This is a genomic window from Neorhizobium galegae, assembly GCF_017877135.1.
Classification (GTDB): Bacteria; Pseudomonadota; Alphaproteobacteria; order Rhizobiales; family Rhizobiaceae; genus Neorhizobium; species Neorhizobium galegae_A.
The window spans coordinates 23,307-47,376 of the sequence record NZ_JAGIPH010000002.1; the positions used below are offsets into that span (position 1 = coordinate 23,307).

Below are 24,070 nucleotides of genomic sequence, written 5' to 3' on the forward strand. Positions count from 1 at the left end.
CGCCGGTGCCAACGCAAAAAAGACAGAGATCGTTTGATTTGCGACTTGACCGAAATCCGGCCATCCACTAACACCAGCGGCGGGACACCCTTCCCCAACGAAGGGCTTTCTATCTGGAAGGATAGCCAAGATGGCGAACATCGCAAAGCCGGACACCCGTCCGAACAATACCCATTTTTCTTCTGGCCCTTGCTCGAAGCGCCCCGGTTGGTCGCTTGACGCGCTCTCTGATGCCCCGCTCGGTCGCTCGCACCGGGCCAAGGTCGGCAAGACGAAGCTGAAGCAGGCCATTGATCTTACCCGCGAAATTCTTCAGGTGCCGGCGGATTACCGCATCGGCATCGTACCGGCTTCCGATACGGGCGCTGTCGAAATGGCCCTGTGGTCGCTGCTTGGCGAACGCGGCGTCGACCTGCTGTCCTGGGAAAGCTTTGGCGCCGGCTGGGTCACCGATGTGGTCAAGCAGCTGAAGCTTGCCGATGTGCGCAAGTTCAACGCCGACTACGGTCTGCTGCCCGATCTGACGCAGGTCGATTTCGACCGTGACGTCGTCTTCACCTGGAACGGCACGACCTCCGGCGTGCGCGTCGCCGATGCCGATTTTATCCCGGCCGACCGCAAGGGCCTGACGATCTGCGACGCCACCTCGGCGGCCTTCGCGCAGAAGCTCGACTTTGCCAAGCTCGATGTCACCACCTTCTCCTGGCAGAAGGTTCTGGGCGGCGAGGGTGGTCACGGCATGATCATTCTGAGCCCCCGCGCTGTCGAGCGCCTCACCACCTATGTTCCGGCCTGGCCGCTGCCGAAAATCTTCCGCATGACCTCGGGCGGCAAGCTGATCGAAGGCATTTTTGTCGGCGAAACCATCAACACGCCCTCCATGCTCTGCGTGGAAGACTATATCGACGCGCTGAACTGGGCAAAGTCGCTGGGTGGCCTTGAAGCCCTCATCGCCCGTGCCGATGCCAATGCCAAGGTCATCTTCGATTTCGTCGATGCCAATGACTGGATCGCCAACCTTGCGGTTGATCCGGCCACCCGCTCCAACACCTCGGTGTGCCTGAAGATCGTCGATCCGGCCGTTGCAGTGCTTGATGCCGACCAGCAGGCGGCCTTTGCCAAGGGCGTTGTTGCGCTTCTGGAGAAGGAAAACGTCGCGCTCGATATCGGCGCCTATCGCGATGCTCCGTCCGGTCTTCGCATCTGGGCTGGCGCCACCATCGAGACTGCCGACATGCAGGCCGTCATGCCGTGGCTGACCTGGGCCTTTGAGACCCAGAAGGCAGCGCTCGCCAAGGCCGCCGCATAAAGCTTTGAGTGCTTTCGGCTTCGCCATACGGCGAAGCCGCTTTCCCCATACAGATTGAACCCTTCTGAAGGAGGCCTCTCATGGCACCTCGCGTTCTCGTATCCGACGAATTGTCGGAAACCGCCGTCCAGATCTTCCGCGATCGCGGCGTAGACGTTGATTTCCAGCCGCAGCTCGGCAAGGACAAGGATAAGCTCGCCGAAATCATCGGCAATTACGATGGCCTGGCCATCCGCTCCGCCACCAAGGCGACGGAAAAGCTGATCGCTGCCGCGACCAACCTGAAGGTCATCGGCCGCGCCGGCATCGGCGTCGACAATGTCGATATTCCGGCCGCCTCCAAGCGCGGTATCATCGTGATGAACACGCCGTTCGGCAACTCGATCACCACGGCTGAACACGCCATCGCGCTGATGTTTGCCGTTGCCCGCCAGCTGCCGCAGGCCGATGCCTCGACGCAGGCCGGCAAGTGGGAGAAGTCGAAGTTCATGGGTGTCGAAATCACCGGCAAGACGCTCGGCGTCATCGGTGCCGGCAATATCGGCGGCATCGTCTGCAAGAAGGCGATTGGCCTTGGCATGCATGTGATTGCCTATGACCCCTTCCTCTCGGCCGAACGCGCCCAGGAAATGGGCGTCGAGAAGGTTGAGCTCGAGGAGCTTCTGCCGCGCGCCGATTTCATCACCCTGCATGTGCCGATGACCGACAAGACGCGCGGCATCCTCGGCAAGGAAAACATCGCCAAGACGAAGCCCGGCGTGCGCATCATCAACTGCGCCCGCGGCGGTCTCGTCGATGAGGCAGCCCTTGCCGAAGCCATTAAGTCCGGCCATGTCGCCGGCGCCGGCTTCGACGTCTTCGAAGTCGAGCCCGCCAAGGAAAGCCCGCTGTTTGGCCTGCCGAACGTCGTGTGCACGCCGCATCTTGGTGCATCCACCACGGAAGCCCAGGAAAACGTCGCCCTCCAGGTTGCCGAACAGATGTCGGACTATCTGGTGAAGGGTGCGGTATCCAACGCCATCAACATGCCCTCGATCACCGCGGAAGAAGCACCGATCCTGAAGCCGTTCATTCGTCTCGCCGACGTCCTCGGCTCGTTTGCCGGCCAGGTCACCGAAAGCCCGATCAAGGCGATCGAAATCCTCTATGACGGCGCCACCGCCGGCATGAACACCAAGGCGCTCACCTCGGCGCTGCTGGCCGGTCTCATCCGCAACCAGGTTGCCGATGTGAACATGGTTTCGGCCCCGATCATGATCAAGGAAAAGGGCATCGTGCTCTCCGAGGTCAAGCGCGACAAGACCGGCGTCTATGACGGCTACATCAAGCTGACGGTGACGACCGACAAGCAGACCCGCTCGGTTGCCGGTACCGTCTTCTCCGACGGCAAGCCGCGCTTCATCCAGATCAAGGGCATCAACATGGATGCGGATGTCGGTCCGAACATGATCTACATCTCCAACACCGACGTTCCCGGCATGATCGGCTTCATGGGCACGACGCTCGGCAATGCCGGCGTCAACATCGCCAACTTCCAGCTCGGCCGCGAGAAGGAAAACGGCGATGCCATCGCGCTGCTCTATGTCGATGGTGCCGTCGAGCAGGCCGTTCTCGACCAGCTGACCGCAAACCCGGCGATCAAGCAGGCCAAGCCGTTGACGTTCAACGTCGACTGATCGTTCTGGCCTCTTAGCCATCGGGACCCGGCCGGAGCGTTTCCGCGCCGGGTCTTTTGTCTTTCGGGGGAGGGTGGTTCACTCAAATCGCCGATCAACAGTGATCACGATTTCGAAAAATTCCGTCCGATCACCTAACAGCTGCAACCCATGCTCTCTATATAGGAAGCAACGCCCTCAAAAGGCGCTTCTGTGAGGAGAGAGAAATGTTTTCAACGCTTCGACGCTACAGGCACGTTCTGTCCGTGCTGGCGCTCGGAATGGTCGTATCGCTTTCGGCGGTGGATTTTGCCGAGGCGCGTCGCGCCGGTGGCGGCAGCAGTTTCGGCAGCCGCGGCACGCGCACCTATTCCGCCCCGCCATCCACCAGCACCGCACCGACGACGGCCGCGCCGATCCAGCGTTCGATGACGCCCAATAGCCAGGCGACCAATCCGGCCACGGCGGCTGGCGCTCAGGCGGCAGGCGGCCAGCGCCGCGGCCTGTTCGGCGGCTTCGGCGGCGGCATTCTGGGCGGCCTTTTCCTTGGCGGCATGTTCGGCATGCTGATGGGCAATGGTTTCGGCGGCATGGCCGGCATGTTCGGCATGCTGTTCCAGATGCTGTTGATCGGTGGCCTGATCTTCCTGGCCATGCGCTTCTTTGCCCGTCGCCAGCAGCCGGCCGCCAGCGGTCCGGCCGGCGGTCTTGGTCGCTATGAAACGCAGGCGCCGCAGGGCAATAATTTCGGTGGCTTCAAGATCCCGCAGATGGGGTCGCTGGGCGGCAGCGCTGCAGCCTCTTCGCAAAAGCCCCGTGCCGCCTCGGCCCGCACGGATGAGATCGGCATCACCAACCGCGATTTCGACCAGTTCGAAAAGATGCTGACCGAGGTGCAGGGCGCTTATGGTGCGGAAGATTATGCCCGCCTGCGCGCGCTGACCACGCCCGAAGCCATGTCATACCTTGCCGAGGAACTGGGCGAGAATGCCACGAACGGCCAGCGCAACGAGGTGAAGGACGTGCAGCTCCTGCAGGGTGACCTGTCGGAAGCCTGGCGCGAAAATGGCCTGGAATACGCGACCGTTGCCATGCGTTACCAGAGCATCGACGTGATGCGCGACCGTGACACGGGCAAGGTGGTTTCCGGCGATGCGACGCATCCGACGGAATCCACCGAAATCTGGACTTTCGTGCGCAAGGGCGGCGAGGCCTGGAAGCTGTCTGCTATCCAGGGCGTCAACTAAGATCAGAGCCGGGTAAGCGTCGCTTCGTCCGGCCTGCCATCGTAGAATGTGAGAAGGGCTTGTCCGAAAGGCGAGCCCTTTTCGGTTTCTGCTTCCGACACCGCATCAAACAGCGTCATCGACGAGCGGAATTTCAGGTCGTCCGGCGAGCCGAGGATGGCGTTTGCCGTTTTGTCCGAGTGCATCAGCATGGCCTGCGTGCATTCGATCAGCCGGCTGCCAAGCAGGGGATGGGCAAGATAGGCCTGCGCCTCTTTGCGGTCGGCAATCGCATAGAAGCGCGCCGTCGGTGAATGGCCAAGCCCCGCGATCTGCGGAAAGATGAACCACATCCAGTGCGACCGTTTGGCGCCGTGGCGCAGTTCTTCAAGCGCCTCGGCATAGACCGGCGCCTGCGCTTCGATGAACCGCCGCAAAGATTTTTCATCCGCCATGATGGATGCCTCCTTCTTGATGTGCATGATCGATACCGGCCCCTAACGCTTCGGCACGCATCGGGTTTCGTCGTCCAGTTGTATCCGCCTCACGGGAAATTCAGCTCGCTTCCCTTTTCTCTGCTGCACTGCACCCTAAGTGCCTGTGGATGGAACAGCGTCTTGAAGACTATCTCTCTTTCGTCGTCAGCTGGTTGCCCAACTGGCTGCTGGCGATGATCGTGCTCGTGGCCGCGGTGCTGGTGGGATCTCTCATCCACCGTTTCGTTTTCCGGATCCTTACCCGGATCGTTGCCCAACGGGATCTTTTCTGGCGGTCGCTCGTCTCGCGCACCGAACAACCCATGAGGCTGGCCATCGTTGCCTGGGTCATGGTGCCGGCGATCGGTATTGCGCCGCTCAGCGACCAGCAGACCGGCCTCCTGCGTCACGGCCTTCTTCTCTGCTTCATCCTTCTCATCGGCTGGATGGCGCGCACGACGCTGCATATCTGGACGACCGTCTATCTGCGCCGCTTCAAGCTCGATGCGGAGGATAATCTTCTGGCGCGCAAGCATGTCACGCAGTCGCGGATCCTGGAGCGGGTGGCGGCGACGCTGATCATTGGTTTTACGCTCTCCTTCGCGCTGATGACTTTTCCGGCGGTGCGACAGTATGGCGTTTCGCTGATGGCATCGGCGGGTGTTGCCGGTATCGTGCTGGGCCTTGCGCTGCAGCCGGTCTTGAAGAACCTGTTTGCCGGCATCCAGCTTGCCATCACCCAGCCGATCCGCATCGATGATGCGCTGCTGGTGGAAGGCGAGTGGGGCAAGGTCGAGGAAATCACCTCGACCTATGTGGTGGTCAAGCTCTGGGACTGGCGCCGGATGATCCTGCCGCTCGGCTATTTCATCGAAAATCCCTTCCAGAACTGGACGCGGGAAGGGGCAGCCCTCATCGGCACCGTGATGATCTATCTCGATTATACGGTTCCCGTTTCGGTCCTGCGTCAGAAGGTGGAGGAGATCGCCGGCAAGTCAAAGCTCTGGGATCGCCAGGTGGTGAATGTCGCCGTGACGGACTTCAAGCAGAATGTCATGGAAATCCGCATTCTTGTTTCAGCCCCCGATGCTGGCAAGGCCTTCGACCTGCGCTGCGAAGTGCGCGAAAAACTGGTGGACTTCATCCAGCGGGAGTATCCGCATGCCCTGCCGCAGGTGCGGGCGTCGGGCACGATTGTGGAAGAGGCGCGCGCTGCAGGATTGGCTGCGACGGCCGATGGCCGCACGATGCAGCAGTAGCAGACCGCACGCGCGCCTCGAAAACGCGGTGAACCTTGCGTTTTTGCCGCGCTCTTTCTATATCCACAGTCTATTCCTGACGGCGAGACCCGGCCGTTGCGGGGCGGCGCTGCCTCAGCGCAGGCCAGGCCCCGGCTGATGATGAAGAGAGTTCCTGTGAATACGCTGGATTTTGACAAGAAGCCGGAGGATACGCGCGTCGTCGTGGCGATGTCGGGCGGCGTGGATTCCTCCGTGGTCGCGGGCCTTTTGAAGCGCCAGGGCTATGATGTGCTGGGCATCACGCTGCAGCTTTACGACCACGGCGCCGCCGTGCACCGCGCCGGCTCCTGCTGCGCCGGCCAGGACATCGATGATGCCCGGCGCGTCTCGGAAACGCTCGGCATTCCGCATTACGTTCTGGATTACGAAAAGCGGTTTCGCGAAACGGTGATCAATCCGTTTGCCGAAGCTTATGCGATGGGCGAAACGCCGATCCCCTGCGTGGCCTGCAACCAGACCGTCAAGTTTGCCGATCTTCTGGCAACGGCGAAGGATCTGGGCGCCGATGCGCTGGCAACCGGCCATTACATCCGCTCCCGCCGCAATCCATCGCCGGACAATCCAAACCGTCGTGCGCTGTTTCGCCCGATCGATGCCGATCGCGACCAGAGCTGGTTCCTGTTTGCAACGACCCAGGAGCAGATCGATTACCTGCGTTTTCCGCTCGGCGGCATGTCGAAGGCGGATGTGCGGCTTCTCGCCGAAGACATGGGGCTGGTCGTTGCCAAGAAGGCCGATAGTCAGGACATATGTTTCGTCCCGCAGGGCAAGTATGCCGATATCATCAACAAGGTGAAGCCGAATGCTGCGCTGTCCGGCGAGATCGTCCATATCGACGGTCGGGTGCTCGGCCGCCACGAAGGCATCCTGCATTACACGATCGGCCAGCGGAAGGGGCTCGGCGTTGCGACCGGCGAGCCGCTCTACGTGGTCTATCTCGATGCGCGCGGTCGCCGGGTGATCGTCGGGCCGCGGGAGGCGCTGGAAACGCGCCGGGTTTATCTGCGCGATGTCAACTGGATCGGCGACAAGACGCTGGCTGACGATGCGCGCACCGGCTTTGACTGTTTTGCCAAGGTGCGCTCCACGCGCCCGCCCACGCCTGCCACGCTGCATGCGGATGAAAACGGCATCTATGTGGATCTGGCGATCGGCGAAGCAGGCGTGGCGCCCGGCCAGGCCTGCGTGCTCTATTCGGCGGAAGGGGCGGATGCACGCGTCTATGGCGGCGGTTTCATCGACCGCTCGGAGCGGGATGCGGCGGCAGAAGCATCGCTGAAGGCGCTTCTTTCGACGCCGGCGGCAGCCTGAGCAGCGTTTGAAAATTCGCGCGCAGAAAGCCCTGGCTTTTTGCCGCAAGCGCGCTTGACTTTGGTCGGAGCATCCCTTTATAAGCCCTCCAGCGCGCCGGACGGGTCACACAGTTGACACGCGGAAGTCGCTCTTGGCGGGGTAGCTCAGTTGGTGAGAGCGCAGGATTCATAACCCTGAGGTCGGCGGTTCAATTCCGCCCCCCGCTACCAAATTCTTCTATTTATCAAGATGTTCGACAAAGATGTCCGCCTTGCAGGAGGCGTGAGAGCGGGCTTTTGACCCGCTCTACGGCAAGCTTCAGTCTGGTCAGAGGGCAAGCGTCTGCAGCTTGAGCGCTGCGGCAACGCGGCGGACATGGGCGGGATCCTGATCCGCGCCGGCTTCGATGGCTTCCAGTTCTTCAACCGTCAGGCCGCAGGTAATGGCCAGGTCTTCCAGGCTATAGCCGGATGCACGACGCCCTTCGGCGATCGCGCCGGCGATGGAGACAGGCTGGCTTTTATCAAAATTGGTCTGGGACATTGTCATTATCAACTCCTTTGGTAGTGCCGACCAAGGTCGGAAATTTTGGGCATCAGCTCAAAGGACGCTGCGCGATACGCGGTGAACTTGCTGCAGCGCAACATAGATAGTCCTTTCTGCCGCAGAGTCCAAGGTTTTGCGCAGGCACGTCGCCGAAGCCGTGCGTATTTCGGTCCGCACCAAGGATCGGCAACCCGTCATCCTTGTATACACCGCGCCGGTTAGCGAGATGCTGGCCGATTGATGTAAATTAGAGATATCTTGCATAAAGGCGGCAATCACAACCGAACGGAGCCTGCAGTAGTGTCATAGACGGTTTTCTGCCGGATTTTTGCCGGCATTTCGCCATCTTGACGACCGCTTCGACTTGCGGTGAAATCAATATGGGCATGATGCCCTTCCAACTGGAGGCTTGAATGATGATAGCAGGCTTTATGCAGTTTGGTTTCGACCTGTTTGGCTTGGGGCAGAAATCCACGCTCAGCCATGAACGCAAAAGTGATCAGGCGGTTGCACGCGAAGGGAATGGGCCGGACAAAAAGGCCGATGCGACCGAAGAGAGGGATCTGCCCTCGGATGCCTTTTTCTGGGGCATGTACCCGATCTACTGACGCCTGATCTGAACGCGTGCCCGCATTGCACTATGGCCATGAGGGCGGCGGGCGGAGAAATATTCGGCCGCGGATGCGCTGGATCAAACGATTTGCCGCCTTGCGTGTTAGCTCCTTGAAGCCTGACGCGGCCTGGTGTGGTTGCGTTCGATGATCCTCGCCCTGGAGCGCTCCGCCGATGTCCCAACCGATGTCTCCGCCCGCTATTCTGTGCATCACCCTCAACCCGACGCTTGATCTGTCGAACGATGTCACGCGCATCGTGCCGACCCACAAGATGCGGGTGCGCAACCAACGCCAGGAAGTGGGGGGAGGCGGCGTCAACGTAGCGCGGCTCATTGCCGAAATGGGCGGCGAGCCGGATGTGGCGGTGCTGTCAGGCGGCGCCACCGGAACCATTCTCGTCGAGGCGCTGAGGGCGCTGCCGCTCGGGCTGCATATCTTTCCCATCAATGGCTCCGTGCGCATCGCCTTCATGGTTCATGAGGATGAGAGCGGGCTTGAATATCGCTTCGTGCCGGAAGGTCCGGTGGTTTCGCCGCTCGAAGTGGAACCGGTGATGGACCTCGTCGGAGAGCGGAGATGGGCCTATGTTGTCGCAAGCGGCAGCCTGCCCCGCGGCGTTTCATGTGATACGTACGCCCGCATGGCGCGATTGACGGCGGCAAACGGGGGGCGTTTCGTGCTGGACGCGTCCGGCGAGGCGCTGTCGGCAGCGATTGCCGAGGGCGGCATCTTTCTCTTCAAGCCGAGCCTCAGCGAACTGGAACGGCTCGTCGGCCATGGGCTGGATATCGAGACGGCCGCAGCCTTTGCCGCCGACCTCGTCGCCCGCGGTGTGACCCGTTATGTGGCGCTGACGCTGGGGGAGGAGGGCGCCCTGCTGGTTGGCCCGGAAGGGCGCCTTCTGATGCCGGCGATCAGGGTGACGGTGCGCTCGGCCGTCGGTGCCGGAGACAGTTTTGTCGGCGCAATCGTCTGGGCGCTGTCGAAGGGACAGGATATCCGCGAGGCCTTCCGCTTCGGTCTTGCAGCCGGTGCCGCCGCCGTCATGACGGAAGGAACCGAACTCTGCCAACGCGCAGATATTTTGAGACTGTATGGTGATGCCTGCGCTGCCCGCCACGAGGAGCAGGCGGCTGCCTGGCTGGCGAGCGCGTGACCGCGTGAGGAGCAAAGGGGCGAAGCCTGCGGCTTTTGCCCCCTGTTTTTGACAGAGATCATATGGGGCGGGGGCTGATGCGCCTAAGCTCCTTTTCAACGAGGCCGACGCGGCCTTGGCAAAGGGAGCACCATCATGTTGTTCAAGACAGTTCTGGCCATCATCGGCAGCCATGAAGACGCCGCCGACATCAACCGCGCGACCGATCTTGCAGGCCAGCTCGGCGCCCATCTTTCGCTTCTGGTGGTGGATATCGCAGCGCCCCCGACGGTTGGCGATTATCCGGTCGGCACCGCCTGGCTCGACCAGCGCGTCGAAGATCTGAAGACGCTTCACGCGGTCGCCGATCTGGCGCGAACCCACTGCGAAACCGCCGAAATTCCCTTCGACATCGACCGCTTCTATACCGAGCGGTCCTTCCTCGCTGATACGATCTTCCAGCGGGCGCTCTATGCCGATCTCGTCGTGGTGGGGCCGAAGCTCCGGGCGCAGTCGGCCCTCATCAATGCCGTGGTGGACGGCGCCGTGTTCGATGCCGGGCGTCCCCTGCTGCTGCTGCCGGCCGGGCAGGCGCCGGTCAAGGTGAAGACGGTGCTTCTGGCCTGGAACTCCCGTGCCGAAGCCGGGCGGGCGGCCCGCGAGGCGATCGAAATCCTCACCCAGGCGGAAAGCGTGCATGTGACGCTGATCGATCCGGATGCGTCCTATACGGTCAATGGCGGTGAACCGGGGGCGGATGTCGCAGCCTTTCTGGCGCGCCACGGCGTGACCGTCGTGGTAGACCAACTGCCGAGTGGTGGCCGTCCCGTCGAGGATGTGCTGAAAAGCCATGCGGGCGAGATCGGAGCCGACCTGATCGTCATGGGTGCCTATGGCCATTCACGCCTGCGCGAACGGGTCTTTGGTGGCGTCACCCAGGCGCTTCTTGAAGAGGCGCCGGTGCCAGTCCTTATCGCCCGCTGATCAGCCGAGCTCCAGCGTCGTGACGCCAAAGACAAGGCGCTCCTCGCAGATGAGGGGAGCGCCGTGAACCATGCGCTTCGTTTCAAAGCCTTTTGCAAAACCAAGGCCGGCGAGATGGGTGGAGAACGCCGTCTGGCTTTCCGGCACGTCGATGGACAGCGTTTCTGGTCCGGCCGCCGTCGCGAGCGCCGAAAACAGGGTTTCCGCATCCTGATCGGTGCTGGCAAACAGCGGCCCGATCTTCACCCCCTCATGACAGCGGCGCGCGACACCGTAGCCGGCAAGCTCTTGTCCGCGAAAGATCGCGCGGGCGATCCGCGGCGGCTTCAGCCATTGCTGCAGGAAAGCCGCGCGCGGGGCTGGAAAGGCGAGGCTATCAAAGGCTTCGATCGCGTCGAAATGCTCGGGGGCGACCGAGACCACGGGGGAATGAAGGGGCGGCAGCGCCGGATAGCGCCCGCTCCAGCGCAGGGTGCCATAGGTCGGCACGAAGCCCATGCGGGCATAGTTTGCCTGCTGCGCCGGCACACCATCAAGCCCGATGCTGCGGCCGGAAAGATAGGTCATGGCCTGGTCCCACGCCTTCAGGCCATAGCCCTTGCCGCGGTGGTCCGGGTGGCTGATGTACAGACCGATGAAGCCGAAGGTTTCGCCGTAAGCCACGGCGGAGATGCCGGCAACCATCTGTCCATCGACGAAACAGCCGAAGAAGCCGGACGGATCGGCGGCGTGAAAAGCGGCCGCATCGTCAAGTCCGGGGTTCCAACCCTCTGCCTTCGCCCATCCGATGAGCTGGCTGAGTTCTGCAGGCGTCAGCACCCGGATCTTGGCCGTCGTCATGCGGTCATCGCCTTGGGCCGAAACCCTTCCAGAAGACCGAGATAGGGCTTCTCCACCGGAGAGGCATAGGCACCGCGCTTGGCGGTGGAGAGTTTTAGCGTCACCAGTGCTTCCGCCTGTTTGACGGCCGCCGCCACGCCATCCACCACCGGCACGCCGAATTCGCGGGAGAGTTCTGCCGTGAGATCCGCCATGCCGGCGCAGCCGAGCACGATGGCATCTGCCCGGTCATCGCGAAGGGCCGCCGTGATTTCGGCGCGCAACCGTTCGCCGGCATTGGAGGAGGGGTCTTCTAGCGAGAGCACCGGAATATCGGCGGCGCGCACCTTGACCCGGCCGGTCATACCATAGCGCTGCACCAGATGTTCGATGGGCAGGCGCGAGCGCTCCATGGTGGTGACGATCGTCGTGCGCTGGGAAATGAAGGCGGCAGAGGCAAGCGCCGCCTCGCAGATGCCGATCACGGGAATGACGGCAAGGGCACGCGCCGCATCAAGCCCGGTATCGTCGAAACAGGCGATGATGGCGGCATCGGCGCCGGCCTTTTCGCCCTCGGCAAGTTCGACCAGCAGGCCGGGCACGGCAAGCGCCTCGTCATAATAGCCTTCGATGGAGACCGGACCCATCTTCGAGGTGACGGGCATGATCTCGGTGCCGATGGCCGCGACTCGGCGTGCCGCATCCGCGGCCGTCGCCGTCATGCTTTCGGTGGTGTTCGGATTGATCAGGAGAATGCGCATCGATCAGCCTTTGGACCGGTGACGGTTCATGGCGATGATGAGCCCGAGCGTTCCGGCAATGACGAGGAAGGAAAAGACGGTGGTGACGGTGCCGAGCGCATAAAGCACCGGCGTCGTGACATTGGTCGTCATGCCATAGATCTCGAGCGGCAGCGTATTGTAGGTGCCGGCCGTCATCAGCGTGCGGGCAAATTCGTCATAGGAGAGCGTGAAGCCGAACAGGCCGACGCCGATGAGGGATGGGGCAATCATCGGCAGGACGACATAGCGGAACGTCTGCCAGGAGGTGGCGCCGAGATCGCGCGCGGCTTCCTCGTAGGAGGGGGAAAACCGGTTGAACACGGCAAACATGATCAGCACGCCAAACGGCAGCGTCCAGGTGAGGTGGGCGCCGAAGGCCGAGGAATACCAGGCCGGCTGGATGCCGAACTGCTGGAAGACGACGCCGATGCCGAGCGAGATGATGATGGAGGGCACGACGAGACTTGCGACCGACAGATAGAACAAAACGGTCGCACCCAGAAACTTGCGCCGGAAGGCAAGGCCGGCGAGCAGCGACACGGCAACGGTCACCAGCATCACCATGATGCCGAGCATCAGCGAGCGGCGGAACGAACCGCCGAAATCGCCCACCGCCTGTGTTTCCAGAAGATTGGCAAACCACCGCAGCGACACGCCGTTCAGCGGAAAGGTCAGCCCCCCGTTCGGCCCCTGGAAGGACAGGATGAGGATGGCCGACAGCGGCCCGTAGAGAAACAGCACGAAGAGGCCGAAGAAGATAGCGAGGATATAGAATTCGCGGGAGCGCTTGTCGGCATACATCGGTTAAAGCTCCTTGCGGATATCGACGATGCGCAGGATGCCCGCGACCATCAGGAGAACGAGGACGAGCAGCACCACGGCATTAGCGGCCGCTGCCGGATATTGCAGAAGCGACATCTGGTTCTTCATCATCAGCGCGACAGACGCGCTCTGGCCGCCGGACATCACCTGCACGGTCGAAAAATCCGCCATCACCAGCGTAACGACAAAGATGGTGCCGATCGCCATGCCGGGCTTTGCGAGCGGCAGGATGACGTTGGTGAGCACCTGAACGCTGGAGGCGCCGGCATCGCGCGCAGCTTCTACAAGGCTTTTATCGATGCGCATCAGTGTGTTGAAGATCGGCGTCACCATGAACAGCGTGTAGAGATGCACCATGGCGAGCACCACGGCAAAATCCGAATAGAGCAGCCATTCCACCGGTTCGGACACGAGGCCCGCATGGATCAGCCCGGAATTGATCAGGCCGTTTCGCCCGAGCACCGGGATCCAGGAAATCATGCGGATGATGTTGGAGGTGAGGAAGGGCACGGTGCAGACGAGAAACAGCACCATCTGCATGGCGGCGGTGCGGATGTGGAAGGCAAGGAAATAGGCGACCCAGAAGCCGATGAACAGCGTGATCGCCCAGACCAGGAAGGCGAATTTCAGCGTATTGAGATAGGTCTTCCAGGTCACCCACGAGCCCAGCGTCTCGGTATAGTTGAAGGTGACGAAATCCGGATACATCTGGGCAAAGTCATAGTCCCAGAAGCTGACGGTGACGATCATCAGCAGCGGCAAAAGCAGGAAGGCGCCGAGAATGAGCGTGAGCGGCGTTGCCTGGATATAGGAGACAAGCTTGAGCGGCAGCCGCAGGCTGCGTTTCGGCTTCGGTTCGCCAACACCGATGAAGCGTACTGTGGTCATATCGTCTCCTGTCGGGAAAGTCCCCTCTGGCCTGCCGGCCATCTCCCCCACAAGGGGGAGACCGCAAGCGGCCAAGTCCTGCCCTCCGTGGAGGGAATACTCCGCAGCGAGCCGCGGAGCGCGTTTGTCGTCCGGCGCGTCCTCTTGTCCGGATCCTGCTTCAAGACCGAAGCAGGTCCGCGGATCTCCCTCCCCCTTGTGGGGAGGGCTATCGCATATGAAACAAGTCCCCTCCCAAACCCTCCCCACAAGGGGGAGGGCTTAACCCGGCCGCACCCTCTGATGCGGGAACGGGACGCTTGCCGCATCGTATCTCCCCCCGTGTGGGGGAGATGCCCGGCAGGGCAGAGAGGGTCTTATTTCAATTGCGATAGCCGTACCCTTGTGGGGAGGGTGGCCGGTAGGCCGGGAGGGGTATGTCTGGAGAGGAGGAGCAGGAATATTCCCCGAGCCTCCCCTGCAGGGATATCCGACCTTAAGCTGCGATGAACTCGTTCCAGCGGCGGACCATGTAGCGGTCTTCGTCCATCACGGAGTTCCAGCAGGCGACCTTGCCCATGCGGTCTTCGAAGGAACCGCCATCGCGCACGGCGCCGGCCTTTTCCATGACCTTGCCTTCCGGCGAGAGAATGTCGCCCTGGGCAGGCTTGCCTTCGATCCAATAGCCCCACTCGTCGGCCGACATATGGCCCTTTGCCGTTTCCATGGCGGCCGAATAGTAGCCCTGGCGGTTGAGGTAGGCGCCGACCCAGCCGGACGTGTACCAGTTGATATATTCATAGGCGGCATCGAGCTGCGCCCCCTTGAGGTGGGAGGCCAGACCCAGACCGCCGCCCCAGGAACGATAGCCTTCCTTCAGCGGCTGGTATTTGCAGGCGATGCCCTTGGAGCGCACGGCAGCAACCGCCGGCGACCACATGGACTGGATGACCACTTCGCCAGACGCCATCAGGTTGACCGACTCGTCGAACGACTTCCAGAAGGCGCGGAACTGGCCGCCCTGCTTGGCCTTGATGAGGAAATCGATCGTCTTGTCGATCTCCTCCTTCGTCATGTTACCCTTGTCCTTGTACTTGATGTTGCCCATCGCCTCCATGATCATGGCGGCATCCATGATGCCGATGGAAGGGATGTTGAGGATGGAGGTCTTGCCCTTGAAGGCGGGGTCCATGATATCGGCCCAGGAGGTGATCTCGCGGCCGACGAGGTCGGGGCGGATGCCGAGCGTATCGGCATTGTAGATCGTCGGCATCATGGTGAACCACTGGGTTTCACCCTTGGCGAATTTCTTGTCGCCCGGCTTTTCGACGAAGCCGACCGTGTGCGGGGCCGTGCCCTGCGCAATGACGCTGTCCGGCTTCAGTTTGCCGGTTTTGAACAGCGGAACGACCTTGTCGTAATATTTCAGCTTCTTCACGTCCATCGGCTGGATGACGCCGGCGGCAAAGACCTTTTTCAGGATCCAGTATTCGATATCGGCGATGTCGTAGGAATTGGGCTGCGTCACGGCGCGCTGGGCGGCTGCGTCCGAATCGGTTGCCGTCATTTCCAGCGTGATACCGAGGTCTGCCTTGCACTTTTCGGCAATGGCATTGATGTTCGACACGCCGGTGCCGAACTGGCGCAGCGTGATCGGGTTCTGCGCCCAGATGGTCGGGAAGCCGGTGATGGCGCCCGAGCCGGCAGCAAGGCCGGCGGCGGCAGAGGCCGTTTTCAGCAGGCTGCGGCGGCTGATGCCCGTAGGCTTGCTCGTTGTATTGGTCATGCCATGTCTCCTCTGAAGGTTGTTGTTTGTGTTTTGGCTCGTGGTTAGGAGGGGCGCCCGAGAACGATCACGTCCTCGGCGTTCCAGGACAGCTGGATGGCTTCGCCGACCTTGACGGGATTGGCAAAGAACACCTTGTCGCTGAGGATGGCCGTGAAATCCTCGATGCCGGCGCCGTTGACGGCGAGCTTCACGGAGGAGCCACGATATTCGATATTGTTGATGGTGCCGGTAAACCCGTAGCCGTCTGCGGCGTCCACACCCACCTGAACGCGGTCGGTGCGGATGGCGATATCGGCCGGAGCGCCGATCTCGGCGGTGTCCGCCGGTGCCGAAAAGCTTGCGCCGGCGGCGACGGCAAGCGTCAGGCGGCCTTCGCTGACCTCGGTCACCCGGCCGGAAATCACGTTGTGATCGCCCATGAAACGGGCAACGAAGGCGGTCGCCGGACGCTCGAACACCGTGCGTGGCGGCGCTGCCTGCTCGATGCGACCATCGTTCATCACGACGACCAGGTCGGCGAGCGCCATCGCCTCTTCCTGGCTGTGCGTCACATGCACGAAGGTGATGCCAAGCGAGGTCTGCAGCTTCTTCAACTCGGCGCGCATGCGCACCTTGAGGAAGGGATCGAGCGCCGACAGCGGCTCGTCCAGCAGCAGCGCCTCCGGATCGGTGATCAGTGCGCGGGCAAGCGCCACGCGCTGCTGCTGGCCGCCCGAAAGCTGGGCAGGCCGTCTCGTCGCATAGGCATCGAGCTGCATCAGCTTCAGCATGTCGAGCGCCTTGGCGCGGCGGGTCTCCTTGTCGACGCCCTTCATCTTCAGCGAGAAGGCAACATTGTCGACAAGATCGAGATGGGGAAACAGCGCATAGGACTGGAACATCATCGCCGTGCCGCGCTCGGCCGGCGCCAGATCGGTAACGTTCTTGTTGCCCAGCAGAACATCGCCGCTGGTGATCGTCTCGTGGCCGGCGATCATGCGCAGCGTCGTCGTCTTGCCGCAGCCGGAGGGGCCGAGCAGGCAGCAGTAACTGCCGGCGGGGATTTTGAGGCTGATCGAGTGGACGGCCGTGGTGGTGCCGTAGACCTTCGAGACCGAAGCGATGTCTATTTCTGCGGCTTTCGTCATGGGGACTCCCTTGTCTTGGCCAACAGCAATGCATGCGCCGTGCCAAGTGCTGCTTCATCTGGAATCTCGGGCACTTAATTGATGTCGACGGGCAGTGCTCAATCTGGATGCACATGGACTGAGCTATGGCTGCGCAAAAAATAGACGATTGTGTACGATGCCACCACTTGATTGTATCCATCGCGCAAAGGAAGCGCGGTTCCCGCTTTGCAGTGACGGCTGTTCGCGTTACACAAGAGCAAAACGGGAACCTGCAATGCAGATCAGCGACAAAATCAGCCCCTTCGACCTGGTGCCGGACGATCGGGCGCTTGCCATTCGCGAGGCACTTCGCAACGCCATTGTCGACCGGCGCCTGGTGCCGGGCACCAAATTGTCGGAAAGCGAAGTGGGCGCGCTTTTCGATGCCAGCCGCACGGTGGTGCGCGCTGCCCTCCAGATGCTGGCTTTCGAGGGGCTGGTGCGGGCGGAGCGCAACCGCGGCGCCTTCGTCTCCAATCCGACGCCGGAAGAGGCCCGCCAGGTGTTTGCCTCACGGCGTCTTCTGGAGCCCGGCATCGTCACGGCCGCCATCGAGCGTATCACCAGCGCCGATCTCGATGCCTTCCGCCACCAGCTGCAGGAAGAGGCGCGCTATATGAGCGAGCATGGGCCGGCTGCGAGGCGGGCGGAAATCAAGGCCTCCGGCGATTTCCACCTGATGCTGGCAAGCGTTGCCGGCAACGCCATCCTGCAGCGCTTCATGGATGAGCTTGTGGCGCGCTCGTCGCTGGTCATCGCGCTCTATGGCAGCACCGGCGTCTCGCGCTGCGGCCACGGCGAACATGGCGAGATCCTCGACGCACTGGAACGCCGGGATGCCGTCCGCGCCTCTGCCCTGATGCTGCACCATATCGACCACATCGAAGCCGATCTTGATCTGCGCGTGCGCGAAGGCCTTGCGCTGAAGGATGCGCTGGACGTCTAGATAACCGTTCTGCGTCCTGAATAGAAACGACCCCGGATCGGGCGGATCCGGGGTCCCGTTGTCGGAGCTCGCCTTGGGTGATCAGGCGGCGCGGGCGTACTGGCCGGAGCGCTGTGCTTCCGCCAGGCGGAACTGGCCGAGCAGGCGGGTCAGCGTTTCGGCTTCGGTCGACAGCTGGTGGGCTGTGGCCGTTGCCTCTTCCACCATGGCGGCGTTCTGCTGGGTGCCCTGGTCCATGGTGTTGACGGCGGTGTTGATTTCCTGAAGGCCGAGTGACTGTTCGCGATAGGCGTCGGCAATCGCCTGCACGTGGCCGGTGATGTGCTGCACCTGGTTGACGATGCCTTCGAGCGCCTTGCCGGTATTGCCGACAAGCGTCACGCCATTGGCCACCTGGGCGCTCGACGTGTTGATCAGCCCCTTGATTTCCTTGGCGGCCTGAGCCGAGCGCTGGGCAAGCTCACGCACTTCCTGCGCCACCACCGCAAAGCCCTTGCCGGCTTCCCCGGCACGCGCGGCTTCGACGCCGGCATTGAGGGCAAGCAGGTTGGTCTGGAAGGCGATCTCGTCGATCACGCCGATGATGTTGGAAATCTCGCCGGAAGACTGTTCGATGGCATGCATGGCATCGACGGCCGAGCGCACCACGGTGCCGGAATTGCGGGCATCCTCGCCGGTTGCGACCACCAGCTTGCGGGCCTCTTCCGCCCGCTTTGCACCATCGCGCACGGTGGTGGTGATCTCTTCAAGGGCTGCTGCCGTCTGCTCGACGGAGGCTGCCTGCTGTTCGGTGCGGCGGGAAAGATCGTCGCTGGAGGTGCGGATCTCGTTGGCGCCGGCGGTAATAGCCTGCGCATTGGTGCCGACCAGCTGCATGGCCTGGTTGAGCTTTTCCACCGAATGGTTGAAGTCGTTGCGCAGCGTGTCAAGCTTGGCGGTAAAGGGGCGCTCGATGCGGTGCGACAGGTCGCCATCGGCCAGGGCGCGAAGTCCGCCTGCCAGCGCCTGCACCACTTCGGCGAGCGTGCCCGCTTCTTCCGAGCGGATCGCCTCATTGGCGGCCCTTTCGGCATCGGCCTGGCGACGCGTGGCTTCGGCGGCTGCCGCAAGGCGGGCCCGTTCCTGGGCATTGGTGCGGAAAATGTCGACGGTCTTGGCCATGGCGCCGATTTCGTCCTTCCGGTCCGTTCCGGCAATTTCTGTCTCGGTTTCGCCGTCGGCAAGCGCGGTCATGCGCTGCCGCAGCAATTCCATCGGCCGGGTGATACCGGCGCGGGACATGTAGAAGGCAAGCGCAATGGTGGCGAGCACGCTGATCACAAGAGTTACGACGCTCGTGGTGATGATGGAGGACGTGTCGCTGGAGATGGTCTTGCCGCCATTGGCCACCATTTCGTTGAGCGCGGTATTATTGGCGCCCGATTTGGTCGAGAAGACCGGGGACAGCTGGTCGAGCGAGCGCACCAGCGCGATCGCCTCGTCATTGCGCCCAGCCTGCTTTGCGGCGACGACCTTGTCGTAGACGACGCCAAACTGGTCCATCAGGTCCATCAACTCGTCCGACGGCGGCTTCAGGGCCGGCACCATGCGGCCGATATCGACCATCTTCGTCTTGGCGCCGTCGAGATTGCGCACGAAGGCGGCTTTTCCTTCGTCATAGGCCGGCGAACCGGTTTCGCTCAGCGCAACGCGCGTGATGGCATTGACCGCCGTCCACATGCCGGCCGACGAGCGGGCGCCGAGAACCGCGGCCGCTGCATTGTTGGCGATGAAGTTCGCATAGCGATCATTGACGCTGTCAAAGCGATTGCTGATGTAGAAAATACCGCTCAGGGAAACCAGCCCGAGAAACAGGATGACGGACAGGATCTTCGTCCGGATCGACAAGTGTCGTAACATCTTTGACCTATTGAAAGCGCAAAGGCTGAAGTAAGGCGACCTCCTGTCTCCTCCTTGCCCGGGAAAAGGCAGCAAATTGTCTCGATCAAAGAAATTTTTCCATCCTGCCCGGCATGGACAGTCCGGCAAATTGGTTAAGTCCGGGTATAGCCAAAGTGACAAACTATAGTAATAGCGGCCGCCGCACCGCACCGTCTCCTGACCTTTTAATGCTTATCTTAGCCGATACTGCCGCCTGGTCATCTGGAACCAAACGGCGGGATTGACGTTGGGTGCTGGCTTAATAACGAGCCTGCCGCAACAGGCGGGCGACAAGGAGACTATCATGCTGAAGGTGATCCAGAGCGCGGGTCTTGCGCTTGCCATGGCGGTGACGGGCCTGAGTGCTGCGACGACCGCGCAGGCGCAACAGATGGAGCTGCGGGTTGGCCCGGACGGAGTCCGTCCGGTGATTCGCGACAACGACCGTGACCGCCGCGGCCCGCCGCGCCGCGGCTGCAGCGAACGCGAAGCCCGCGCCGCCGCCCGCGATTCCGGTCTGCGCGATCCGCAAGTGGTGCGCGTAACGCCCGGCCGCGTCGTGGTGCAGGGCTTTACCCGTCGTGGCCCAAGCCGCATCACCTTTGCCAATGAGCGCGGCTGCCCGGAAATCTGAGCGGCATCCCTTCTTAGCCGAACCATCGTCGGTTCACTTGACCCTGGAAAGCGCAAGACAGCTTTCCGGGGTTTTTCATGGCCCTATCTTCGCCATTGACCTGCAAAGCTTCCTTGCAAGCCGCATCTGGCAATCGGGTCAAAAAACCATTCGGGCAGCCCAGGCGCGTTCGGTCGCCGGTGCCTCATCGGTCGTCACCTGGTCGGGCTTCAGCGCCATGAGGGCAGAGAAATGCGCCCATTCCTCATCGCTGAAACCGGTCTCGGCGTTTTGAAGGTTGAAGGTCCAGGCATCCACCTTGCAGCCATGGGCGTGGCAGAGGGAGATGAGGTCGAGGCCCTGCGCGGAGGCTTTCAGCACCAGCGGCCAGGACAGATAGATCGTGTCGGGTTGCGTCGGCCCCTGCAGATCCGACCGAAGTTCGGCCTCCACGGCTGCCGGGCCACGGGCGTGAAGGAGTTCCAGCAGCTTGTCGGTCGGGTCGATGCCGCGGGCGAGATCGGGCAGGCGGTGTCCGATCGCAACGATCAGGTCGAGATCGCCGGCGCTGACGATGATCGAGCGGTCGGCACTGCCGAAATGCTCGACGAGATGCGACAGGCCGCCTTCGCCGATCGTTGCAAGATCATCCTTCATGTCGAACTGCAACAGCGCTTGCGGATGGGCGGTGGTCAGCATCCGGGCAAGGTCTTCGCTGAGAATGGGCGGCGTGCCGCCTGCCTTCATGGCAAGCTGGCGCAGATCGTCTGCCGATGCCGCGCGCACCGGGCCATGGCCATTCGTTTCTCCTTCCAGATCGGCATCATGCAGCACCACGAAGCCGCCATCGCCGCGTACCCTGAGATCGAGCTCCATGGATGCCCCGAGCGAAAAGCCGAGCGCCATCGTTTCGGCGGAAAATAGCGGGGCCGAAAGCGTCAGCCGAAGCCGGTGCCATTTGAGCCGGGTGCGATGCCCGTCGTGGAGAATGTCGAGACCGGGCGCGGATGTGTGCATGAGGATACCTTCACCTGTAACGTTTGCCCCCGGCACAGGGCGGAGGGCCTGGAGGTCGATGCCGTAGCACGGCCGGATGACAGAATTTTTCAAGGCCGATGGTCAGGCGGCAGGAGTGCCATGGCGATCCACCCGATGTCCATGCAAATGAGGGGGGATGGCATCGTTCACGCATCCGATGGGGGACGTGATCAGGTCACCGGCGACCGCATGGCCCGGATCTGGCGCGTACGGATAACGGGAACATCTGCCCCTTGCGCAGAGTTCGACCCTTGAATCCCATCATGAAAGCGAGGTTGACGCATGTCACAAAACCATCCCACGCCGCCCTTTTCCCAGCCGAAGATTGCCATGCCTGGCCTTACCAAAGAGATGCAGCCGGTGCCGGATCACGGTGAAAGCTCCTATCGCGGTTCGGGCAGGCTCGCCGGCAAGAAGGCCGTCATTACCGGTTCCGACAGCGGTATCGGCCGCGCGGTTGCCATCGCCTTTGCCCGCGAGGGCGCGGACGTCGTGATCTCCTATCTCGACGAAGACGAGGATGCGGCGGAAACGGCACGTCTCGTGGAAGAGGCCGGCCGCAAGGCGGTGCTGGTGGCGGGCGACCTGCAGTCGCCGGAGCATTGCCGCAAGGTGATCGACACGGCCGTCCAGCAACTGGGCGGCATCGACATCCTGGTCAACAATGCCGCGCATCAGGCGACATTTCCCTCCATTTCCGAGATTTCTGACGAGGAATGGGAGCTGACGTTCAAGGTCAACATCCACGCGATGTTCTATCTGACGAAGGCGGCTGTCGCGCATATGAAGCCGGGCAGCGCCATCATCAACACCACGTCGATCAATGCCGATAGCCCCAACCCGTCCCTGCTCGCCTATGCAACGACGAAGGGGGCGATCCAGAATTTCACCGCAGGCCTTGCACAGATGCTCGCGGAACAGGGCATCCGCGCCAATGCGGTTGCACCCGGTCCGATCTGGACGCCGCTCATCCCGTCCACAATGCCGGAGGAGTCGGTCAAATCCTTCGGCCAGCAGGTGCCGATGAAGCGTCCGGGCCAGCCGGCGGAACTGGCGACGGCCTATGTGATGCTCGCCGATCCGCTGTCCAGTTATGTCTCGGGCGCGACCATTGCGGTGACCGGCGGCAAGCCGATCATCTGATCGGCGGCTTGCCGCGGCAGAAGGATGCCGCGAGATCTACGAGTTTTTGAAGGCGGCGGGTCTCCTGCCGCCTTTCTCCGTTGCGGGTTTAGGGCTTTCTGTCCGGCGTGATCGATCGTGTGACGTTTTCATCGATCAGGCGTGCGCCGCGCTGGCGGGTGAGATAGCGCCAGATCCACTGGATGGTGACCAGCAGCCGCTTCTCGAAATTCACCAGCAGGTAGACATGGACCAGCGCCCAGAGGAACCAGGCGATACGGCCCTTAAGTCTCCACTTTCCGAAATCAAAAATGGCGGCATGGCGGCCGATCACGGCGGTATTGCCGCGATTGTTGAAGTGGAAGGGCGCAGACGCTTTGCCATCGAGGAGTTCATGGCGTAGCGCCTTGCCGAGATACTGGCCCTGTTGCTTTGCCACCTGCGCAAGCGCAGGGAGCGGCTTTCCGGCCTCGTCCGTGCCAAGCGCCGTGTCGCCAAGCGCAAAGATGTCGGTATGGCCGGATACCCTCAGAGTGCCATCGACCGGAATGCGCCCGCCGGCCTTGCCCTCGACGCCGAGCCAGCCGGCGGCGGGCGAAGCCTTGACGCCGGCGCCCCAGATGACATTGGCGGTGCGGATCGTCTCGCCATTGGCAATCACGATCCCGTCCGAGATGTCTTCGACCATGCGGCCGGTCATCACCTCCACGCCCATGCGGTCAAGCTCGCGCCTGGCATAGGTGGTGAGTTCCTCCGGGAAGGCAGCCAGAATCCGCGGACCCGCCTCCACCAGCAGCACGCGAAAATGCTCGGGCGCCAGCTTGCGGAAATCCCGCGTGATCATGAAGCGGCCAAGCTCTGCAATTGCGCCGGCCATTTCCACGCCGGTCGGCCCGCCGCCGATGATCACGCTGGTAAGCAGCGCCTTCTTCTCCTCGGGGTCCTGCGACATCTCGGCCCGCTCGAAGGCGACAAGCAGCCGGTGGCGGATCTGGCGCGCCTCGTGGATGGTTTTTAGCCCCGGGGCAAGCGCCCGCCACTCGTCATGGCCGAAGTAATTGTAGTCCGAACCGGTCGCAATGATCAGCCGGTCGTAAGGCACCGGAAGCGCCTGATCGAGCAGCACCATGCGGGTACTCGCATCAATACCGGTGACCTCCGCCAGCATCACCTTGATATTGTGATAGCGCCCCAGCGTGCGGCGGATCGGCTCGGAAATATCGGCGGGGGAGAGGGCGGCGGTTGCTACCTGGTAAAGCAGAGGCTGGAAGAGATTGTGATTGCGCCGGTCAATGACCGTCACGTCGATCGCCGTGTTGCCAAGCTCGCGCGCAACCGCCAGCCCGCCAAAGCCTGCCCCGACAATGACCACCCGAAGGGGCCTGCCGCGTGCTGCACCGTCTGGCGCCTGTTGCGGCCGTTCGGTCTGCAGCGTGCTGGTATAGGGGTGGAAGCTCATCGGCACTGTCTCCGTCTCCGGTTGCGAAAGGACCGGATGCGGACCCGAACCCATTGTTCCGTCAAAGGTTCCTGCGTGGGTGATGGAACCTTTGCTGCGCGCCATCGTTGAAGCAGCGAAACAAAATGGAGCCTGGGTATGAACAGCATCGTCTGGCTTGTCGGAGCCGTCGTCATCGTCATTGCGGTCCTCAATCTGGTCGGGTT

22 protein-coding genes and 1 tRNA gene are annotated in these 24,070 nt (G+C 62.2%); 12 read left to right on the top strand and 11 right to left on the bottom strand.

All coding sequences use genetic code 11. From position 1 onward, the window contains the following. The first annotated feature begins 130 nt into the window (after positions 1-130). The 3 genes from J2858_RS07590 to J2858_RS07600 all read left to right on the top strand — a co-directional run bounded on the left by J2858_RS07590 (position 131) and on the right by J2858_RS07600 (position 4,211). Positions 131-1,309, top strand: coding sequence for a phosphoserine transaminase (locus J2858_RS07590; RefSeq protein WP_210104202.1), 1,179 nt, complete (start codon positions 131-133; stop codon positions 1,307-1,309). A gap of 80 nt (positions 1,310-1,389) precedes the next feature. Further along, positions 1,390-2,985 (top strand): phosphoglycerate dehydrogenase, encoded by a 1,596-nt coding sequence (gene serA, locus J2858_RS07595; RefSeq protein ID WP_210104203.1) that lies wholly within the window; start codon positions 1,390-1,392, stop codon positions 2,983-2,985. 206 nt (positions 2,986-3,191) lie between these two features. Next, entirely contained in the window at positions 3,192-4,211 is a 1,020-nt protein-coding gene (locus tag J2858_RS07600) for a Tim44 domain-containing protein (protein WP_210104204.1), read from the top strand. Between the two features lie 2 nt (positions 4,212-4,213). Here J2858_RS07600 and J2858_RS07605 read toward each other — a convergent pair whose 3' ends face one another. After that, a complete protein-coding gene (locus tag J2858_RS07605) occupies positions 4,214-4,645 on the bottom strand; it encodes a DUF1810 domain-containing protein (RefSeq protein WP_210104205.1) in 432 nt (143 codons plus the stop codon). A gap of 149 nt (positions 4,646-4,794) precedes the next feature. On the opposite strand from J2858_RS07605, the gene J2858_RS07610 reads away from it, so the two are divergent. The 3 genes from J2858_RS07610 to J2858_RS07620 all read left to right on the top strand — a co-directional run bounded on the left by J2858_RS07610 (position 4,795) and on the right by J2858_RS07620 (position 7,490). Beyond that, complete coding sequence (locus J2858_RS07610; protein WP_210104206.1) at positions 4,795-5,925, top strand: mechanosensitive ion channel family protein; 1,131 nt, start codon at positions 4,795-4,797, stop codon at positions 5,923-5,925. Between the two features lie 156 nt (positions 5,926-6,081). Continuing rightward, entirely contained in the window at positions 6,082-7,278 is a 1,197-nt protein-coding gene (gene mnmA, locus J2858_RS07615) for a tRNA 2-thiouridine(34) synthase MnmA (protein WP_210104689.1), read from the top strand. Between the two features lie 135 nt (positions 7,279-7,413). After that, a tRNA-Met gene (locus J2858_RS07620) sits at positions 7,414-7,490 on the top strand. A gap of 97 nt (positions 7,491-7,587) precedes the next feature. Here J2858_RS07620 and J2858_RS07625 read toward each other — a convergent pair. Then, a complete protein-coding gene (locus tag J2858_RS07625; protein ID WP_210104207.1) occupies positions 7,588-7,809 on the bottom strand; it encodes an XRE family transcriptional regulator in 222 nt (73 codons plus the stop codon). Positions 7,810-8,219: 410 nt separating this feature from the next. Here J2858_RS07625 and J2858_RS07630 point away from each other — a divergent pair, with 410 nt between their 5' ends. The 3 genes from J2858_RS07630 to J2858_RS07640 all read left to right on the top strand — a co-directional run bounded on the left by J2858_RS07630 (position 8,220) and on the right by J2858_RS07640 (position 10,539). Continuing rightward, on the top strand, positions 8,220-8,414 hold the full coding sequence (locus tag J2858_RS07630) for a hypothetical protein (RefSeq protein WP_210104208.1): 195 nt from the start codon (positions 8,220-8,222) through the stop codon (positions 8,412-8,414). A gap of 178 nt (positions 8,415-8,592) precedes the next feature. Then, positions 8,593-9,576 carry a 1-phosphofructokinase family hexose kinase gene (locus J2858_RS07635; RefSeq protein WP_245365672.1) on the top strand — a complete coding sequence of 328 codons (984 nt, stop codon included), beginning with the start codon at positions 8,593-8,595 and terminating at the stop codon, positions 9,574-9,576. A 135-nt stretch (positions 9,577-9,711) separates the two neighbouring features. Continuing rightward, on the top strand, positions 9,712-10,539 hold the full coding sequence (locus J2858_RS07640) for a universal stress protein (RefSeq protein ID WP_210104209.1): 828 nt from the start codon (positions 9,712-9,714) through the stop codon (positions 10,537-10,539). Here the strand turns inward: J2858_RS07640 and J2858_RS07645 are convergent, their stop codons facing one another. The 6 genes from J2858_RS07645 to J2858_RS07670 all read right to left on the bottom strand — a co-directional run bounded on the left by J2858_RS07645 (position 10,540) and on the right by J2858_RS07670 (position 16,745). Continuing rightward, positions 10,540-11,379 (bottom strand): GNAT family N-acetyltransferase, encoded by an 840-nt coding sequence (locus tag J2858_RS07645; RefSeq protein ID WP_210104210.1) that lies wholly within the window; start codon positions 11,377-11,379, stop codon positions 10,540-10,542. Continuing rightward, positions 11,376-12,119 carry an aspartate/glutamate racemase family protein gene (locus tag J2858_RS07650; protein WP_210104211.1) on the bottom strand — a complete coding sequence of 248 codons (744 nt, stop codon included), beginning with the start codon at positions 12,117-12,119 and terminating at the stop codon, positions 11,376-11,378. Before J2858_RS07650 ends, J2858_RS07645 begins: the two co-directional genes overlap by 4 nt. Before the next feature lie 3 nt (positions 12,120-12,122). After that, positions 12,123-12,941 (bottom strand): ABC transporter permease, encoded by an 819-nt coding sequence (locus J2858_RS07655; RefSeq protein WP_210104212.1) that lies wholly within the window; start codon positions 12,939-12,941, stop codon positions 12,123-12,125. A 3-nt stretch (positions 12,942-12,944) separates the two neighbouring features. Further along, positions 12,945-13,850, bottom strand: coding sequence for an ABC transporter permease (locus J2858_RS07660; RefSeq protein ID WP_210104213.1), 906 nt, complete (start codon positions 13,848-13,850; stop codon positions 12,945-12,947). Between the two features lie 475 nt (positions 13,851-14,325). Beyond that, entirely contained in the window at positions 14,326-15,615 is a 1,290-nt protein-coding gene (locus J2858_RS07665; RefSeq protein WP_210104214.1) for an ABC transporter substrate-binding protein, read from the bottom strand. Between the two features lie 44 nt (positions 15,616-15,659). Beyond that, entirely contained in the window at positions 15,660-16,745 is a 1,086-nt protein-coding gene (locus J2858_RS07670) for an ABC transporter ATP-binding protein (RefSeq protein WP_210104215.1), read from the bottom strand. Between the two features lie 256 nt (positions 16,746-17,001). On the opposite strand from J2858_RS07670, the gene J2858_RS07675 reads away from it, so the two are divergent. Continuing rightward, entirely contained in the window at positions 17,002-17,712 is a 711-nt protein-coding gene (locus J2858_RS07675; RefSeq protein ID WP_210104216.1) for a GntR family transcriptional regulator, read from the top strand. Between the two features lie 81 nt (positions 17,713-17,793). On the opposite strand, the gene J2858_RS07680 is transcribed toward J2858_RS07675, so the two are convergent. Continuing rightward, on the bottom strand, positions 17,794-19,599 hold the full coding sequence (locus tag J2858_RS07680) for a methyl-accepting chemotaxis protein (protein WP_210104217.1): 1,806 nt from the start codon (positions 19,597-19,599) through the stop codon (positions 17,794-17,796). 337 nt (positions 19,600-19,936) lie between these two features. Here J2858_RS07680 and J2858_RS07685 point away from each other — a divergent pair, with 337 nt between their 5' ends. Next, complete coding sequence (locus tag J2858_RS07685; protein WP_210104218.1) at positions 19,937-20,266, top strand: hypothetical protein; 330 nt, start codon at positions 19,937-19,939, stop codon at positions 20,264-20,266. 138 nt (positions 20,267-20,404) lie between these two features. Here the strand turns inward: J2858_RS07685 and J2858_RS07690 are convergent, their stop codons facing one another. Further along, complete coding sequence (locus J2858_RS07690; RefSeq protein WP_210104219.1) at positions 20,405-21,262, bottom strand: glycerophosphodiester phosphodiesterase; 858 nt, start codon at positions 21,260-21,262, stop codon at positions 20,405-20,407. A gap of 351 nt (positions 21,263-21,613) precedes the next feature. Between J2858_RS07690 and J2858_RS07695 the strand changes: the two genes are divergently transcribed. Beyond that, entirely contained in the window at positions 21,614-22,426 is an 813-nt protein-coding gene (locus tag J2858_RS07695; RefSeq protein ID WP_210104220.1) for an SDR family oxidoreductase, read from the top strand. Positions 22,427-22,514: 88 nt separating this feature from the next. On the opposite strand, the gene J2858_RS07700 is transcribed toward J2858_RS07695, so the two are convergent. Further along, entirely contained in the window at positions 22,515-23,864 is a 1,350-nt protein-coding gene (locus tag J2858_RS07700) for an NAD(P)/FAD-dependent oxidoreductase (protein WP_210104221.1), read from the bottom strand. Positions 23,865-24,070: the final 206 nt, after the last annotated feature.